8 protein-coding genes are annotated in these 14622 nt (G+C 71.2%); 5 read left to right on the plus strand and 3 right to left on the minus strand.

All coding sequences use genetic code 11. The features are described 5' to 3' along the window. Position 1 precedes the first annotated feature (1 nt). From J7E96_RS01080 to J7E96_RS01090, 3 genes are read right to left on the minus strand one after another with little or no spacing between them, the layout of a single operon-like run. Entirely contained in the window at positions 2 to 1537 is a 1536-nt protein-coding gene (locus tag J7E96_RS01080) for a hypothetical protein (RefSeq protein ID WP_308295789.1), read from the minus strand. Beyond that, positions 1504 to 3069, minus strand: coding sequence for a GT4 family glycosyltransferase PelF (gene pelF / locus J7E96_RS01085; protein ID WP_215126412.1), 1566 nt, complete (start codon positions 3067 to 3069; stop codon positions 1504 to 1506). Before pelF ends, J7E96_RS01080 begins: the two co-directional genes overlap by 34 nt. 53 nt (positions 3070 to 3122) lie before the next feature. After that, on the minus strand, positions 3123 to 5141 hold the full coding sequence (locus tag J7E96_RS01090) for a hypothetical protein (protein WP_215126414.1): 2019 nt from the start codon (positions 5139 to 5141) through the stop codon (positions 3123 to 3125). Between the two features lie 360 nt (positions 5142 to 5501). Here J7E96_RS01090 and J7E96_RS01095 point away from each other — a divergent pair, with 360 nt between their 5' ends. From J7E96_RS01095 to aceE, 5 genes are all read left to right on the plus strand, one after another. Next, positions 5502 to 7055 (plus strand): leucyl aminopeptidase, encoded by a 1554-nt coding sequence (locus tag J7E96_RS01095; protein WP_215126416.1) that lies wholly within the window; start codon positions 5502 to 5504, stop codon positions 7053 to 7055. 340 nt (positions 7056 to 7395) lie between these two features. After that, a complete protein-coding gene (gene lpdA / locus J7E96_RS01100; RefSeq protein ID WP_214977541.1) occupies positions 7396 to 8784 on the plus strand; it encodes a dihydrolipoyl dehydrogenase in 1389 nt (462 codons plus the stop codon). Between the two features lie 53 nt (positions 8785 to 8837). Next, entirely contained in the window at positions 8838 to 10664 is a 1827-nt protein-coding gene (gene sucB, locus J7E96_RS01105) for a 2-oxoglutarate dehydrogenase, E2 component, dihydrolipoamide succinyltransferase (RefSeq protein WP_215126418.1), read from the plus strand. A gap of 99 nt (positions 10665 to 10763) precedes the next feature. Then, on the plus strand, positions 10764 to 11387 hold the full coding sequence (locus J7E96_RS01110; protein ID WP_215126420.1) for a GntR family transcriptional regulator: 624 nt from the start codon (positions 10764 to 10766) through the stop codon (positions 11385 to 11387). 445 nt (positions 11388 to 11832) lie between these two features. Then, positions 11833 to 14502: a pyruvate dehydrogenase (acetyl-transferring), homodimeric type gene (gene aceE, locus J7E96_RS01115; RefSeq protein ID WP_215126422.1), complete on the plus strand. Its 2670-nt coding sequence runs from the start codon at positions 11833 to 11835 to the stop codon at positions 14500 to 14502. The last annotated feature ends 120 nt before the right edge of the window (positions 14503 to 14622 follow it).

Raw genomic sequence — 14622 nt, forward strand, 5'->3', positions numbered from 1 at the left:
CTCAGTGACGGTGGGCCGTCGCGCGACCCAGCAGTACGCAGACCAGGGCGGTCAGCACGGCGGCTCCGGCGCCGGGGACGGCGAGCGTGGCGAGGCCGGTGGCTCCGGGGCCCGCCAGGAGTGCCGCTGTCTGGAGGAGCGCGGCCGCGCCGCAGACGGTCGCGGCGGCGGTCACCGCGCCGAACGCCTGGAGCAGCAGCCCGGTCCACAGCATGACACCGGTGAGCAGCAGGCCGGTCGCGCGGGCCGCGTCGGGCAGGGGCGCGCCGAGCCACAGCAGGGTTGTCGCGGCGAGGAGGGCGAGCAGTACGGCGAGGTAGCCGCCGAGGCACTGGGCGAGGGCGGCGGTGGCGGCACGCCGGAATTCCTGGGAGGTGGTGCTTTTCCGGAGCCCGGCATCGGTGCGGCGCCGGAACCGGTAGAGCAGCCATTCCGCGGGCCCCATGCTGAGGGTGAGCGCGACGGCGCCGGGGGCGGCGACGATGCCGGAGGCGCCGCCGAGCAGGTTCTGGAGCACGGCGTGCATGACGAGTACGCCGGTCGCGAGCCCGAAGATGCCGTACGGGAGCGACCGCAGCAGCGACGGCCCGCCCGGACTGGGGCGCTGCCCCGGACCCCGCTCCTCAAACGCCGGAGGGGCTGAAGCTGGGCCCCGCAGTACCTCGCGGGTCGCCAGCGTCAGGACCGCCAGCCCCGACACCGACAGCAGCGCCGCCCTCCCCGCGTCCGGGACCTCGTGCACCAGGGTCAGCAGGGCGCCCGCCGCCATCGGGGTCAGGGCGTACAGCAGCAGGCGTTCGCGGGCCAGGACCAGCAGGGCCGTCGCCGCGCCCTGGTACACCGCCTGGGCCGTGGCGAACGCCGCCGCCCCGCCCTCCCCCGGTCCCGCGACCGCGACCGCCGCCACCGTTCCCAGCAGGGCGCCCGCCGGCGCCCCGACGAGCAGGGTTCGGGCCGCCGACGGGCGCTCGCCGAGGCCCAGCCAGGTGTACGCCCGGTGGGCCAGCGCCTGGTTCCACGCCCAGCCGAAGAGGGCGCCCACGAGGAGCACGTCCGTCCCGGCGGGCACGCCTGTTCCGCCGGGAGCCGCACCGGCCACGAACGGCGCCCCCAGTACGTACGCGAGCCCCGGCAGCGCGAACACCAGCCCGCGCAGGAGACATCCGGCGAGGCCGATGCGCCAGGGGCCGCCGGACGCCGGCTGCGCCTCCGGTTCCGGGTAGGCGCGGGGCACGCGGGCGAACAGGGCCTCGGCCAGCGCGAAAGAGCTCTCGCGGCCGTACGTGAGCCGGATGTGGTCGTCCGTCATCCCGTCGGATTCGAGGATCGCCGCGATCTCGTCGGGATGTACGGCAGCGGATGTCAAATCGCCCAGGCGGTCGGCCAGTTCGTCGACGGGATCCGCCGCCCAGCGCGGCCGCTGGTGCTTCGGCATACGCCTCGGTATGCGCGGCAGCGTGTCGCGCCGTACGGTCGCGTCCGGCGTCCACAGGGGGCCGCTCATCACGCCGCCCCGTGCGTCGACAGGTCGCTCCACCAGGGGTCCTTGAGTTCGGTCGTCCAGTGCGCGGGAAGAGCGGGAAGAGTGGTGGCCGCCAGGCCCAGGCCCAGGACCGGGCTCTCCGGCTCCGGTACGCCGTCCAGTTCGCGGTAGATCTCACGGAAGCCTTCGACCGACCGGCGCAGCGTGAACAGGTCGATCACCCGCTGCCGCGCGAGCCGGCCCAGTTCGGCCCGCCGGGCGTCGTCCGCCATCAGGCCGAGCACCGCCCGCGCCATCGCCTCGGGTTCGCGCGGCGGCACCACGACCCCCGTGTCGCCGACTGCTTCCCGTACGCCGCCCACATCCGTCGACACCGTCGTCCGCCCGCACGACATCGCTTCCAGGATGCTGAAGGGGAAGCCCTCGCTGATGCTGGAGAGCATGACGACGTGTCCCGCCCCATAGGCGCGCGCCACGTCCGAGATGCGTCCCTCGTACGTGATGCCGTCGGTGACGCCGAGTTCGGCCGCCAGCTTCTCCAGCTTCGTGCGGTAGTCCTCGCCGCCGTCCGGCACCCCGCCGAAAAGCCGCAGCCGCAGCTCCGGCAGCCGGGCGCGGGCGAGGGCGTAGGCCCGTACCAGCGTCTCCAGGTCCTTGATGGGGTCGATGCGGCCGGCCCAGGTGAGGGTGGGGACGTCCGGTTCCGGGCCGGCGTGCGGGAAGAGGTGCGGGTCGACGCCGTTGTAGACGGTGCGGATGCGCTCGGGCGGGGCGCCGCCCCGCTCCTCCCAGCGGCGGTTGTACTGGTTGCAGGGCGTGATCAGGTCGGCCTCCCGGTAGCCCAGCGAGTTGAGCTCGCGGTAGAAGCCGAGCAACAGCGCCTTGACGGGCCAGCGCTGGGCGGCCGTGCGGTAGCCGAGGTAGCGCTCGCGCAGATAGATGCCGTGTTCGGTGAGGAGGAAGGGCGCATCGTCGAAGTGCTTGGCGGTGAGCGCGGGAAGGGTGGCGAGGCCGCTGCTGACGGCGTGCGCGACGCTGTCGGCGGGTATGCGGGCGGCCAGCGGCCGCAGCAGGTGTTCCAGCAGGTCGGTGGCGGTGAGCGCGTCGTGGAGGGTGGGTGCGGCGCGGGCGGTGGGCAGGTGGCGCATGGTCCAGACCCTGGTCAGGGTCCGCAGGGCGGCCTCCGAGCGCAGGGCGGGGGTCAGCCGGCCCTGGCGGGAGAGCGCGGCGAGAGCGTACAGCTCATGGCCGAAGTCGCAGCCCGCCTCCGGGTCGAGTACGGCGAGCAGGAAGCGTTCGTACGAGGCGAGAAAGCCGCGGCGGTCGCGGCCGGCGAGGGAGCGCGGACCGCGTCGTGCACCTCGTAACGCCGTGTCTGCTCCCCACAACGGGACCGTCGTGTGCCGGTAGACGTTGGGCGGCAGCTCCCAGGTGACGGGCTCGCGGCCGCTGCCGGTGAGTGAGACGACATGGAAGTCGACGTCGGGCATTCCCCGGACGAGCTGGTCGCACCAGGTGCTGACGCCCCCCTGGACGTGCGGATACGTACCTTCGGTGAGCATGCTGACGTGGAGCCCGCGGCCCATGTTCGTGTCCCCCCCAGGACGAGTGGCAGGTCGGGTGGTCAGCCGCCGGCTGGTCAGGCCGGCAGCCGGAGCGTGATCGCTTGCTGGAACGATTCGGGCTTCGTCCAGGCCGAGCGCTGTCCCGCGTACGCCGTGCCGAACACGCTGGTGCCCAGGAACAGTTGCTTACGCGTGCCCTCCGGCGCGGTGACGGGCGCCGCGATCCCCGACGGCGCCTGGACGGTGACGGTCGTGCCGATGCGGTACGCCGTGACCTTGCCGTCGGCGAGCGCCTTGTCCCAGGCGGCGCGTCGGGCGAGCTCGTAACCGGTGTCCCGGTGACGCGGGTTGACGACCGGGGTGTTGTCGGCGAAGAGGGCGCGGTAGTCGCCGAGGACCTTGTCCAGGACGGGGTAGAGGAGCCGCTCCTCGGCCAGGTTGGACTGGTGGACGTAGTGCGGGCGCGGGTCGTTGGCGATGACGTGGCCCAGCGCGGTGCGCGCCTCCTGCGGCGCGATGTACGTCGCGTAGCCGGTGGCCGGGTCGAGCGGGGCGTCGAGGCAGGTCGAGCCGGGGCTGGTCTCGCAGACGCCGCTGCCCCCGTCGGCCCTGCTGCTGTAGATCCAGTTGTACTCGTCGGTCATCTCGGCGGCGGTGCCGACGTTGTAGTACACGTTCATCGGATGGCGCGGCACGGTGAGCGCGCCGCCGACGGCGCGCTGGCGCGGCTCGCGCGAGTTGTCGCTCGCGACCCACTTCACACCGTTGTCGGCGAGCGCGCCGGCCAGGTTGGGGTTGTCCACCGTCTGCTGCGGCAGTGCCTTCAGGCCCGAGTGCTCGCCGGTGACCAGCTCGGCCCTGTCGACGGCGATGCCCTTGCCGACCGCCCAGTTGTGGTTGTTCCTGATCTGGGCGGAGATCTCGGCGCGGCTCATCCACAGTGTGCTGCCCGCCGCGTCCTTCGCGCACTGCCAGGGAACGGTCGAGGTGTCCTGGACGCAGCCGAGGTAGGGGTGCGTGTACGTGTGGTTCACCCAGCGGTACTTCGCCCGGTCGGCCAGCAGCTGCGTGGTGAGCGGGTCGCTGCCGGCGTTGGCGGTCTTCCACGCCTCGCCGGATCCCGCGTTGTAGACCATGTCCAGGGTGAAGCCGGCGCTCTGCTGCCACTGGGCGGCGTACTGCGCGTCCGCGGCGGTCATGCGGATGGGGGTGGTTCCCGCGCCCTCGCCGTCCCCGCAGCCGAAGTCGCCGGGGGTGCAGTTGAGCTCGGTGTCCCAGCGGCTGTCGGGCGCGAAGACGTCGTCGACGTGTACGGAGAAGTAGTTGCGGCTCTGCCCGAGGTGGACGCCCTGGGTGAGCCATTCGACGATGCCGCGGGCGAGCAGCCGGAACTGCCGCTGGTGCTGGTTGTAGGCGAACGTGACGACGAGTTCGCGGCGCCCGTCGTGGGCGTACTCACCGACGAGGCTGGCCCGTCCGCCGCCGGCTCCGGCGACCGGCATGTCCAGGTAGCTGGTGTAGCCCTCGCGCGGCCGGCCGGCGTACCCGTAGCTCTCGCCGACGGAGGGCGAGTTGTCCTCGAACTCGACGGCTCCGTCCAGGTAGCCGAAGGGGCCGGCCTTGCCCGCCGCCGTCACGGCCGCGTCCACGCCGTCGAGCGGCCCGGCGTACCCGCCGTCACTCGTGTAGTCGAGCCCGACACCGGGATGCGCCCAGCTGTACGCGTCGACCTGCCGGACGCCGAAGGTCTTCTCGTACACGGCGAGGGCGCCGGACTCCGCCGACCCGGCGCCGAACGGGTCCGCGTTCGGCAGTACGACCCCCTGGTACTTGGCGCGCGGCCGCCCGTCGACCGTGTCGGCGAGGAAACCCGCGTCGATCAGCGGCCGGCCCGGCTCGTCCAGCCGCACCACGGTGTACGGGACGCCGGTGCTCCGCAGCTCCGACTCGACCGCCTCCACGGCGTCGCCGCCGTCGTCGACGACCAGCACCCTGAGGTCGATACGCGGAACGGCGGCCGCCCCCGCACCTGTCGGCGGCGCCGCCACCACGAGCAGACCGGCCGCCAGCAGCGCCGCTCCGGTTCTGCCCATACGTGTTCTCGTCCTGTACGCCACGGCGCACCCTCCCCCTCGGCGACCTCCCCTGCGGAGAAATCGCGGAAGATCTGTGGAAATCATGCAAGCAAGGTGATGGTTACTTGCCGGATTTCCACGAGTGTGACGCAGGCCTCACTCAGCGCACCGTAAACACGGAAGGGACACCTCTGATGAGTGAACTGCTCGCTGCTGTGATCGAACGGGGCAACCGCGCGTAGGCTCGTTCCCGGCGCTCAACCGGTCCGGCGGGCAGTCGGACACCGGGATGCCGGGCCACCGGGATACTGTCGCGCCGGGCGCGGCCGGCCCCACCCCCTCGGCCGAAGAACTCAACGGAAGCGAGATTTCACCACCGTGACTGCTCTCACTCTCAGCACTTCCGGCGCGGCGGCGCTGCGCGCCGACGCCATCGTCGTCGGCTTGGCGAAGGGCGTCGGCTCCAAGTCCGGGGACCTGGTGGTCGCACCGGGCGCCGAGGCCGTGGACAAGGCGTTCGACGGAAAGCTCGCCTCCGTCCTGAAGACCCTCGGCGCCTCGGGCGGCGAGGGCGAGGTGACCAAGTTGCCCGCGCCGTCGGGCCTCAAGTCCCCTGTCGTACTGGCCGTCGGCCTGGGCACGGCCCCGGAGAAGGACGACTCGTACAGCGCCGAGTCCCTTCGCCGCGCGGCCGGTGCGGCCGCCCGCGCGCTCAGCGGCTCGAAGAAGGCCGGCTTCGCGCTGCCCGTCGAGGCCGTCGAGGACGCCGCCGCCATCGCCGAGGGCGCGCTGCTCGGTGCGTACTCCTTCACCGCGTACCAGGGTGGAGAGAAGGACGGGAAGACTGCGAAGTCTGCGGACAATGGCCCGAAGCAGCCGCTCGCCGAGGCCGTCGTGCTCGGCGGCAAGCCGCGCGACAAGGCGTTCAAGGCCGCCGCGGAGCGCGCCGTGGCGCTGACCGAGGAGATCAACCGCGCCCGCGATCTGGTCAACACCCCGCCGAACGACCTGTACCCGGAGTCCTTCGCCGCCGTGGTTTCCGCCGCCGGCAAGGAGCACGGTCTCAAGGTGCAGGTGCTCGACGAGAAGTCGCTCGCCAAGGGCGGCTACGGCGGCATCATCGGCGTCGGCCAGGGCTCGGAGCACGGTCCGCGCCTGGTGAAGCTCGCCTACACGCACCCCAAGGCGGAGAAGACCCTGGCCTTCGTCGGCAAGGGCATCACCTACGACTCGGGCGGCATCTCGCTCAAGCCGGCCGGCCACAACGAGACGATGAAGTGCGACATGGCCGGCGCCGCCGCCGTGTTCGCCGCCGTCATCACGGCCGCCCGCCTGGGCCTGAAGGTCAACGTCACCGGCTGGCTGGCGCTCGCCGAGAACATGCCGTCCGGCAACGCCGTCCGCCCCGGCGACGTGCTGCGCATGTACAGCGGCAAGACCGTCGAGGTGCTCAACACCGACGCCGAGGGCCGTCTCGTCCTGGGTGACGCGCTGACGCGTGCCTGCGAGGAGCGCCCCGACGCGATCGTCGACGTGGCGACGCTGACCGGTGCGATGGTGCTGGCGCTCGGCAACCGCACGTTCGCCGTCATGGGCAACGACGAGTCGTTCCGTACCGCCATCCACGAGATCGCGGAGGAGGCCGGCGAGCAGTCCTGGCCGATGCCGATGCCGGCCGAGCTGCGCAAGGGCATGGAGTCCTCCACCGCCGACATCGCCAACATGGGCGAGCGGATGGGCGGCGGCCTGGTCGCCGGTCTGTTCCTCCAGGAGTTCGTCGGCGACGACATCGCCTGGGCGCACCTGGACATCGCGGGTCCCGCCTTCAACGACGGCGGACCGTTCGGTTACACCCCCAAGGGCGGCACCGGCTCCGCGATCCGCACCCTGGTGGCGCTCGCCGAGCACACCGCCGCGGGCGACCTCGGCTGAGCCGCGGAGGCGGCGTCGTGTGTACGGTTCCGGGCACGCGTCCGGGGCCGTAGGCACGCGGGCACGTACGTGGGAACGCATGCCGGAACGCATGTCGGAATACCGACGCCCCACTCCGCCTTCAACGAAATCCGTACATCAGTACGTCGTAGTAACCCTTGGCGAGCGGTCCCCGGACCGTCTCGCACCCTGGCCCCGCGTCCCGCCGTCCGTCGACAAGTGCGAAGATGGGTTCTCGGCAGGACAGGGCCCCCACCACAGGGCCGAATATAAAGCGGCCGATACCAGCCGCCGCCCGGTCGATGACCGGCGACCGGCGCACATGCATGGAGGACGTGACGTGGCGAACGACGCCAGCACCGTTTTCGACCTAGTAATCCTCGGCGGTGGCAGCGGCGGTTACGCCGCGGCTCTGCGCGGAGCGCAGCTGGGCCTGGACGTCGCCCTGATCGAGAAGAACAAGCTCGGCGGCACCTGCCTGCACAACGGCTGCATCCCGACGAAGGCTCTGCTCCACGCGGGCGAGGTCGCCGACCAGGCACGCGAGGCCGCGCAGTTCGGCGTCAAGGCCACTTTCGACGGCATCGACATGGCGGGCGTCCACAAGTACAAGGACGACGTGATCTCGGGCCTGTACAAGGGCCTCCAGGGCCTGGTCGCCTCGCGCAAGGTGACGTACATCGAGGGCGAGGGCCGGCTGTCCTCCCCGACGTCCGTCGACGTCAACGGCCAGCGCATCCAGGGCCGCCACGTCCTGCTGGCGACCGGCTCCGTGCCGAAGTCGCTGCCGGGCCTGGACATCGACGGAAACCGCATCATCTCCTCGGACCACGCGCTGGTCCTGGACCGCGTTCCGAAGTCCGCGGTCATCCTGGGCGGCGGCGTCATCGGCGTCGAGTTCGCCTCGGCGTGGAAGTCCTTCGGCACCGACGTCACCGTCGTCGAGGGCCTGAAGCACCTCGTGCCGGTCGAGGACGAGAACAGCTCGAAGCTGCTGGAGCGCGCGTTCCGCAAGCGCGGCATCAACTTCTCGCTCGGCGCCTTCTTCGAGAAGGCCGAGTACACCGCCGACGGCGTCAAGGTCACCCTGGCCAACGGCAAGGAGTTCGAGGCCGAGGTGCTGCTCGTCGCGATCGGCCGCGGCCCCGTCTCGCAGGGTCTCGGTTACGAGGAGGCGGGCGTCGCGATGGACCGCGGCTACGTCCTCGTCGACGAGTACATGCAGACGAACGTTCCCACCATCTCCGCCGTCGGTGACCTGGTCCCGACGCTCCAGCTCGCGCACGTCGGCTTCGCCGAGGGCATCCTGGTGGCGGAGCGTCTGGCCGGTCTCAAGACCGTTCCGGTCGACTACGACGGTGTGCCGCGCGTGACGTACTGCCACCCCGAGGTCGCTTCCGTCGGCATCACCGAGGCGAAGGCCAAGGAGGTGTACGGGGCGGACAAGGTCGTCGCTCTGAAGTACAACCTCGCGGGCAACGGCAAGAGCAAGATCCTCAAGACCGGTGGCGAGATCAAGCTCGTCCAGGTCAAGGACGGCGCCGTGGTCGGCGTTCACATGGTCGGTGACCGTATGAGCGAGCAGGTCGGCGAGGCTCAGCTGATCTACAACTGGGAGGCTCTGCCGGCCGAGGTCGCGCAGCTCATCCACGCACACCCGACGCAGAGCGAGGCGCTCGGCGAGGCCCACCTGGCCCTGGCCGGCAAGCCGCTCCACTCCCACGACTAGTTCAGTCCGGGCGCGACGACCACTTCCGCAATTCGTAAGGAGCAACCGAAACCATGCCGGTTTCCGTAACCCTTCCGGCGCTCGGCGAGAGCGTCACCGAGGGCACCGTCACCCGTTGGCTGAAGGCCGAGGGCGAGCGCGTCGAGGCTGACGAGCCGCTGCTGGAGGTGTCGACCGACAAGGTCGACACCGAGATCCCGGCCCCCGCCTCGGGCATCCTGTCGTCCATCAAGGTCGCCGAGGACGAGACCGTCGAGGTCGGCGCCGAGCTGGCCGTCATCGACGACGGCACGGGTGCGCCCGCTGCCGCCCCGGCCCCGGCTGCCGCCGAGGCTGCTGCACCCGCACCTGCTGCCGAGGCCCCTGCACCCGCTGCTGAGGCCCCGGAAGCTGCTCAGCCCCAGCCGGAGGCCGCTCCGGCACCGGCCGCCGAGGCTCCTGCCGCCGCTCCGGCCGGTGGCGCCTCCGGTAGCGGAACCGATGTAGTACTGCCCGCGCTGGGCGAGTCGGTCACCGAGGGCACCGTCACCCGTTGGCTGAAGGAGGTCGGCGAGGAGGTCGCGGAGGACGAGCCGCTGCTTGAGGTCTCGACCGACAAGGTCGACACCGAGATCCCCTCCCCGGCCGCGGGCACGCTGCTGGAGATCCTGGTCGGCGAGGACGAGACCGCCGAGGTCGGCGCGAAGCTCGCCGTCATCGGTGCCGCGGGCGCTGCCCCGGCCGCCGCACCTGCTGCTGAGGCTCCGGCCCCGGCCGCCGCTCCGGAGCCCGCCGCCGAGGCTCCGGCCCCTGCTCCGGCACCCGCACCGGCTCCGGCTCCGGCCGAGGCCGCTGTTGAGGCTCCAGCGCCGGCCCAGCCGGCTCCCGCCGCCGCGGCTCCGGCCGCTCCGGCTGCTCCCGCCGCCGCCCCGGCCGCTGCCGCCCCCGTCGCGCCTTCCGCGCCGGAGGCGGACGGAGCGTACGTGACGCCTCTCGTCCGTAAGCTCGCGGCCGAGAACAGCGTCGACCTGAGCACGGTCAAGGGCACCGGCGTCGGTGGCCGTATCCGCAAGCAGGATGTCGTTGCCGCCGCGGAGGCCGCCAAGGCCGCCGCCGCTGCCCCGGCCGCTGCCGCTCCGGCGGCCGCTTCGAAGGCTCCGTCCCTCGAGGTGTCCCCGCTGCGCGGCCAGACGGTCAAGATGACCCGCATGCGCAAGGTCATCGGCGACAACATGATGAAGGCGCTGCACACGCAGGCCCAGCTGACCTCGGTCGTCGAGGTCGACATCACGAAGCTGATGAAGCTGCGCAACAAGGCGAAGGACGCGTTCGCCGCCCGCGAGGGCGTCAAGCTGTCCCCGATGCCGTTCTTCGTCAAGGCCGCGGCCCAGGCGCTGAAGGCGTACCCGGTCGTCAACGCCCGGATCAACGAGGACGAGGGCACGATCACCTACTTCGACACCGAGAACATCGGTATCGCGGTGGACGCCGAAAAGGGTCTGATGACCCCGGTCATCAAGGGAGCGGGCGACCTCAACCTCGCCGGTATCTCCAAGAAGACCGCCGAGCTGGCCGGCAAGGCCCGCTCCGGCAAGATCAGCCCGGACGAGATGTCCGGCGCGACCTTCACGATCAGCAACACCGGCTCGCGCGGTGCGCTGTTCGACACGGTCATCGTGCCGCCGAACCAGGTCGCCATCCTGGGCATCGGTGCCACCGTCAAGCGTCCCGTGGTCATCAACCACCCGGACCTCGGCGAGACCATCGCGATCCGTGACATGACCTACCTGGCTCTCTCCTACGACCACCGCCTGGTGGACGGCGCCGACGCGGCCCGTTACCTGACGGCCGTCAAGGCGATCCTGGAGGCCGGCGAGTTCGAGGTCGAGCTCGGCCTGTAACGCTCGTCTCACCAGCGTCTGCGCCCCCGTCCGGAGCTATCTGGGCGGGGGCGCCGCCGTATGGTCTAAAGCACCGAACACGGCTTGAAGGAGCGCTTCATGACCCCGCCCGTCGTCCACTCGCTGCGCGAGCAGATCCGCGAGCACATCGTGGAGGGGATTGTCAGCGGGCGCTGGAAGCCGGGCGAGCGGATCGTGGAGCGCCGGATCGCGACGGAGCTGGAGGTCAGCCAGACGCCGGTGCGGGAGGCGCTGCGCGAGCTGGAGTCCCTGCGCCTGATCGAGTCGGCGCCGAACAAGGGCGTACGGGTAAGGAATCTGACCGCGGCCGACCTGGAGGAGAGCTATCCGGTGCGGGCCGGCCTGGAGCAGATCGCGGCCGAGCTGGCGGCGGCCGCCCTGGCGGAGGACTGCTCGGCGCTGGAGCCGCATGTGGCGGCCCTGTACGAGGCGGACCGCACGGCGGACGGGACGGCGCAGGTGCGCCATACGGTCGGGTTCCACCGCGAGCTGGTGCGGGCGGCCCACAACAGCGTGCTGCTCCACACCTGGGAGGGACTGGGCATCGAGGTCTTCACGGCCCTGTCCATCCGCTGGCTGGGCACGGTGCAGAAGTCGTACGCGGAGGAACACGAGGCGCTGGTGCAGGCGTTCCGGCGCCGGGACCCGGCGATCGGCACCCTGGTGAAGGAACACGTTTTGGGCTGCGCCCCGCGCGCGTAACGCGGACCGCTGCGCGGGGCTTGTTCCCCACCACCCCCAGCAGCCGTAGCAATCCTCATCGCCGGAGGGGCTGACGATTTGCCGCAAGCGGCAATATCCAGCCCGGCCGGCGTTTGAGGCCACGCCCGCAGGGCGTCCCGGGGGTCTGGGGGGCTTGCCCCCAGTTTCGGGAAGGGGCGGGTAGGGGACAGCGCCGCAGGCCACCCGCGCTCGCCCACGGCCCGCACCGCCCGAAATGGCCGGATACGCCCCGGCACCCCGTGCCCCATTTCACGGCACGGAATGCCAATTTCGTTGTGCGGAGAAGTTTTTAGCCTCCAGGCTTTGATCGATCATCGATCAGGGACTTACAGTCGACGGCGCGGGTCCACAGACCCCACCGCCCTGTCCTGCCAGACAAGGCCCCCCTTTTCTCCACCCCCCTCCTGTCCGGAAGGCGGCCATCATGACCGACCCCGTAGGCATTTCTCCGAGCGAGCTCGACCAGCTCCCGGACCGTGACACCGAGGAGACCGCCGAGTGGGCGGCCTCCCTCGACGCCGTCACCAAGGCCGCAGGCCCGCAGCGGGCGGCCTACCTGATGCGCCGCACGCTCCAGCACGCCGAAGGCGCCGGCATCGCGCTGCCGAAGCTGCTGGAGACGGACTACGTCAACACCATCCCGACTTCCGCCGAGCCCGCCTTCGACGGCGACGAGGCGATGGAATCCCGCATCACCGCCTGGAACCGCTGGAACGCCGCCGCGATGGTCACCCGCGGCTCCCGCTTCGGCGTAGGCGGCCACATCGCCACCTTCGCCTCCGCGGCCTGGCTGTACGAGACCGGCTTCAACCACTTCTTCCGCGGCAAGGAAGGCGACGGCTCCGGCGACCAGCTCTACATCCAGGGCCACGCCTCCCCCGGCATCTACGCCCGCGCCTTCCTCGACGGCCGCCTCAACGAGGGCCAGCTCGACCGCTTCCGCCAGGAGGCCGCCGGCGACGGACTGCCGTCGTACCCGCACCCGCGCCGCCTGCCCTGGCTGTGGGAGTTCCCCACCGTGTCCATGGGCCTCGGCCCGCTCTCCGCGATCTACCAGGCGCGCTTCAACCGCTACCTCACCAACCGCAACATCAAGGACACGTCCAACTCCCACGTCTGGGCGTTCCTCGGTGACGGCGAGATGGACGAGCCCGAGTCGACCACCGCGATCACCCTCGCCGCCCGCGAGCAGCTCGACAACCTGACCTTCGTCATCAACTGCAACCTCCAGCGCCTCGACGGCCCGGTACGCGCCAACTTCCGCGTCGTACAGGAGCTGGAGGCCCAGTTCCGCGGCGCCGGCTGGAACGTCGTCAAGACGCTCTGGGGCTCCGCGTGGGACGAGCTGTTCCAGCTCGACACCCAGGGCGCGCTGGTACGCCGGCTGCGCGAGGTGCCGGACGCGCAGTTCCAGACGTACGCGACCCGTGACGTGGCGTACATCCGCGAGCACTTCTTCGGCGCCGAGCCCGCGCTGGCCGAGTTGGGCAGGCTGCTCACCGACGCGAAGATCGCCGAGTGTTTCCACACCTCGCGCGGCGGCCACGAGGCCCGCAAGGTGTACGCGGCGTACAAGGCGGCCGTGGAGTTCAAGGGCGCGCCGACGGTGATCCTCGCGCAGACCGTGAAGGGCTACACGCTCGGTCCGGGCTTCGAGTCGAAGAACGCCAACCACCAGATGAAGAAGCTGTCCGGCAAGGAGTTCCGCGCCATGCGGGACCTGCTGGACCTGCCGATCGCGGACGCGAAGCTGGACGAGGATCTCGTACCGTACGGGCACCCGGGCGCCGACTCCCCCGAGGTCCGCTACCTCCAGGAGCGCCGCGCGGCCCTCGGCGGCCCCGCCCCGGCCCGCCGGGTGCACGCGGTGGCGCTGCCCGAGCCCGCCGACCGCGCCTTCAGCGCCCTCCTCAAGGGGTCGGGCAAGCAGGAGATGGCCACCACCATGGCGTTCGTACGCCTGGCGAAGGAGCTGATGCGGGACAAGGAGACCGGAAAGCGCTGGGTGCCGATCGTCCCCGACGAGGCCCGCACGTTCGGCATGGAATCGCTGTTCCCGTCGGCCGGCATCTACTCGCCGCTGGGCCAGACGTACGAGCCGGTCGACCGCGACCAGCTCATGTACTACAAGGAAGCCAAGGACGGCCAGATCCTCAACGAGGGGATCACCGAGGCCGGCGCCATGGCGGACTTCATCGCCGCTTCGACGTCGTACGCGACGCACGGCGAGCCGATGATCCCCTTCTACATCTTCTATTCGATGTTCGGCTGGCAGCGCACCGCCGACCAGATGTGGCAGCTCGGCGACCAGCTCGGCCGCGGCTTCATCGTGGGCGCCACGGCCGGCCGTACGACCCTCACGGGTGAAGGCCTCCAGCACGCGGACGGCCACTCCCACCTGATCGCGTCCACGAACCCGGCGTCGCTCAACTACGACCCGGCGTTCGCGTACGAGGTGGCCGTCATCGTCAAGGACGGTCTGCGCAGGATGTACGGCCCCGAGGCCGAGAACGTCTTCTACTACCTGACCGTCTACAACGAGCCGAAGCCTCAGCCCGCGATGCCGGAGGGTGTCGAGGAGGGCATCGTCAAGGGCCTCTACCGCTTCAAGGAGGCAGCGGCACCGGCCGCCGATGCCCCGCGCGCGCAGCTGCTCGCATCGGGTACGGCGATCCACTGGGCCCTGGAGGCGCAGGAACTCCTCGCCGCCGACTGGGGCGTGGCGGCCGACGTCTGGTCCGCCACCTCGTGGGGCGAGCTGCGCCGCGACGCGCTGGAGTGCGACGAGGCGCTTCTGCGCGGCGAGACGCGCACGCCGTACGTCACCCGCGCGCTCGAAGGCGCGCCGGGTCCGGTGCTCGCGGTGAGCGACTGGATGCGTCAGGTCCCCGACCAGATCAGCCAGTGGGTCGAGCAGGACTACTCCTCGCTCGGTACGGACGGCTTCGGCCTCTCGGACACGCGAGAGGCGGCCCGCCGCCACTTCGGCGTGGACGCGCAGTCCGTGGTCGTCGCAACTTTGGCGCAGCTCGCCCGCCGGGGCGAGGTACCGGCGTCAGCGGTGAAGGAAGCCCGGGACCGCTACGGCTTCTGAGTAGTTGTGCCCGTCGGCGGGGCTCCTTTGGAGCACCTCCGGCGGGCATATCCAGCCCCTCCGGCGTTTGAGGAGCGGGGTCTGGGGCGGAGTCCCCCACGCGGCGGAGCCGCAAAGTGT

This window comes from Streptomyces sp. ISL-96 (genome assembly GCF_018614035.1).
In the GTDB taxonomy this organism is placed as follows: Bacteria; Actinomycetota; Actinomycetes; order Streptomycetales; family Streptomycetaceae; genus Streptomyces.

Bases quoted from the DNA above. Each gene is read 5' to 3' on its own strand.
- pelF (WP_215126412.1), bottom strand. From the start codon at position 3,069: ATGGGCCGCGGGCTCCACGTCAGCATGCTCACCGAAGGTACGTATCCG.
- J7E96_RS01090 (WP_215126414.1), bottom strand. From the start codon at position 5,141: ATGGGCAGAACCGGAGCGGCGCTGCTGGCGGCCGGTCTGCTCGTGGTG.
- sucB (WP_215126418.1), top strand. From the start codon at position 8,838: ATGCCGGTTTCCGTAACCCTTCCGGCGCTCGGCGAGAGCGTCACCGAG.
- J7E96_RS01110 (WP_215126420.1), top strand. From the start codon at position 10,764: ATGACCCCGCCCGTCGTCCACTCGCTGCGCGAGCAGATCCGCGAGCAC.
- aceE (WP_215126422.1), top strand. From the start codon at position 11,833: ATGACCGACCCCGTAGGCATTTCTCCGAGCGAGCTCGACCAGCTCCCG.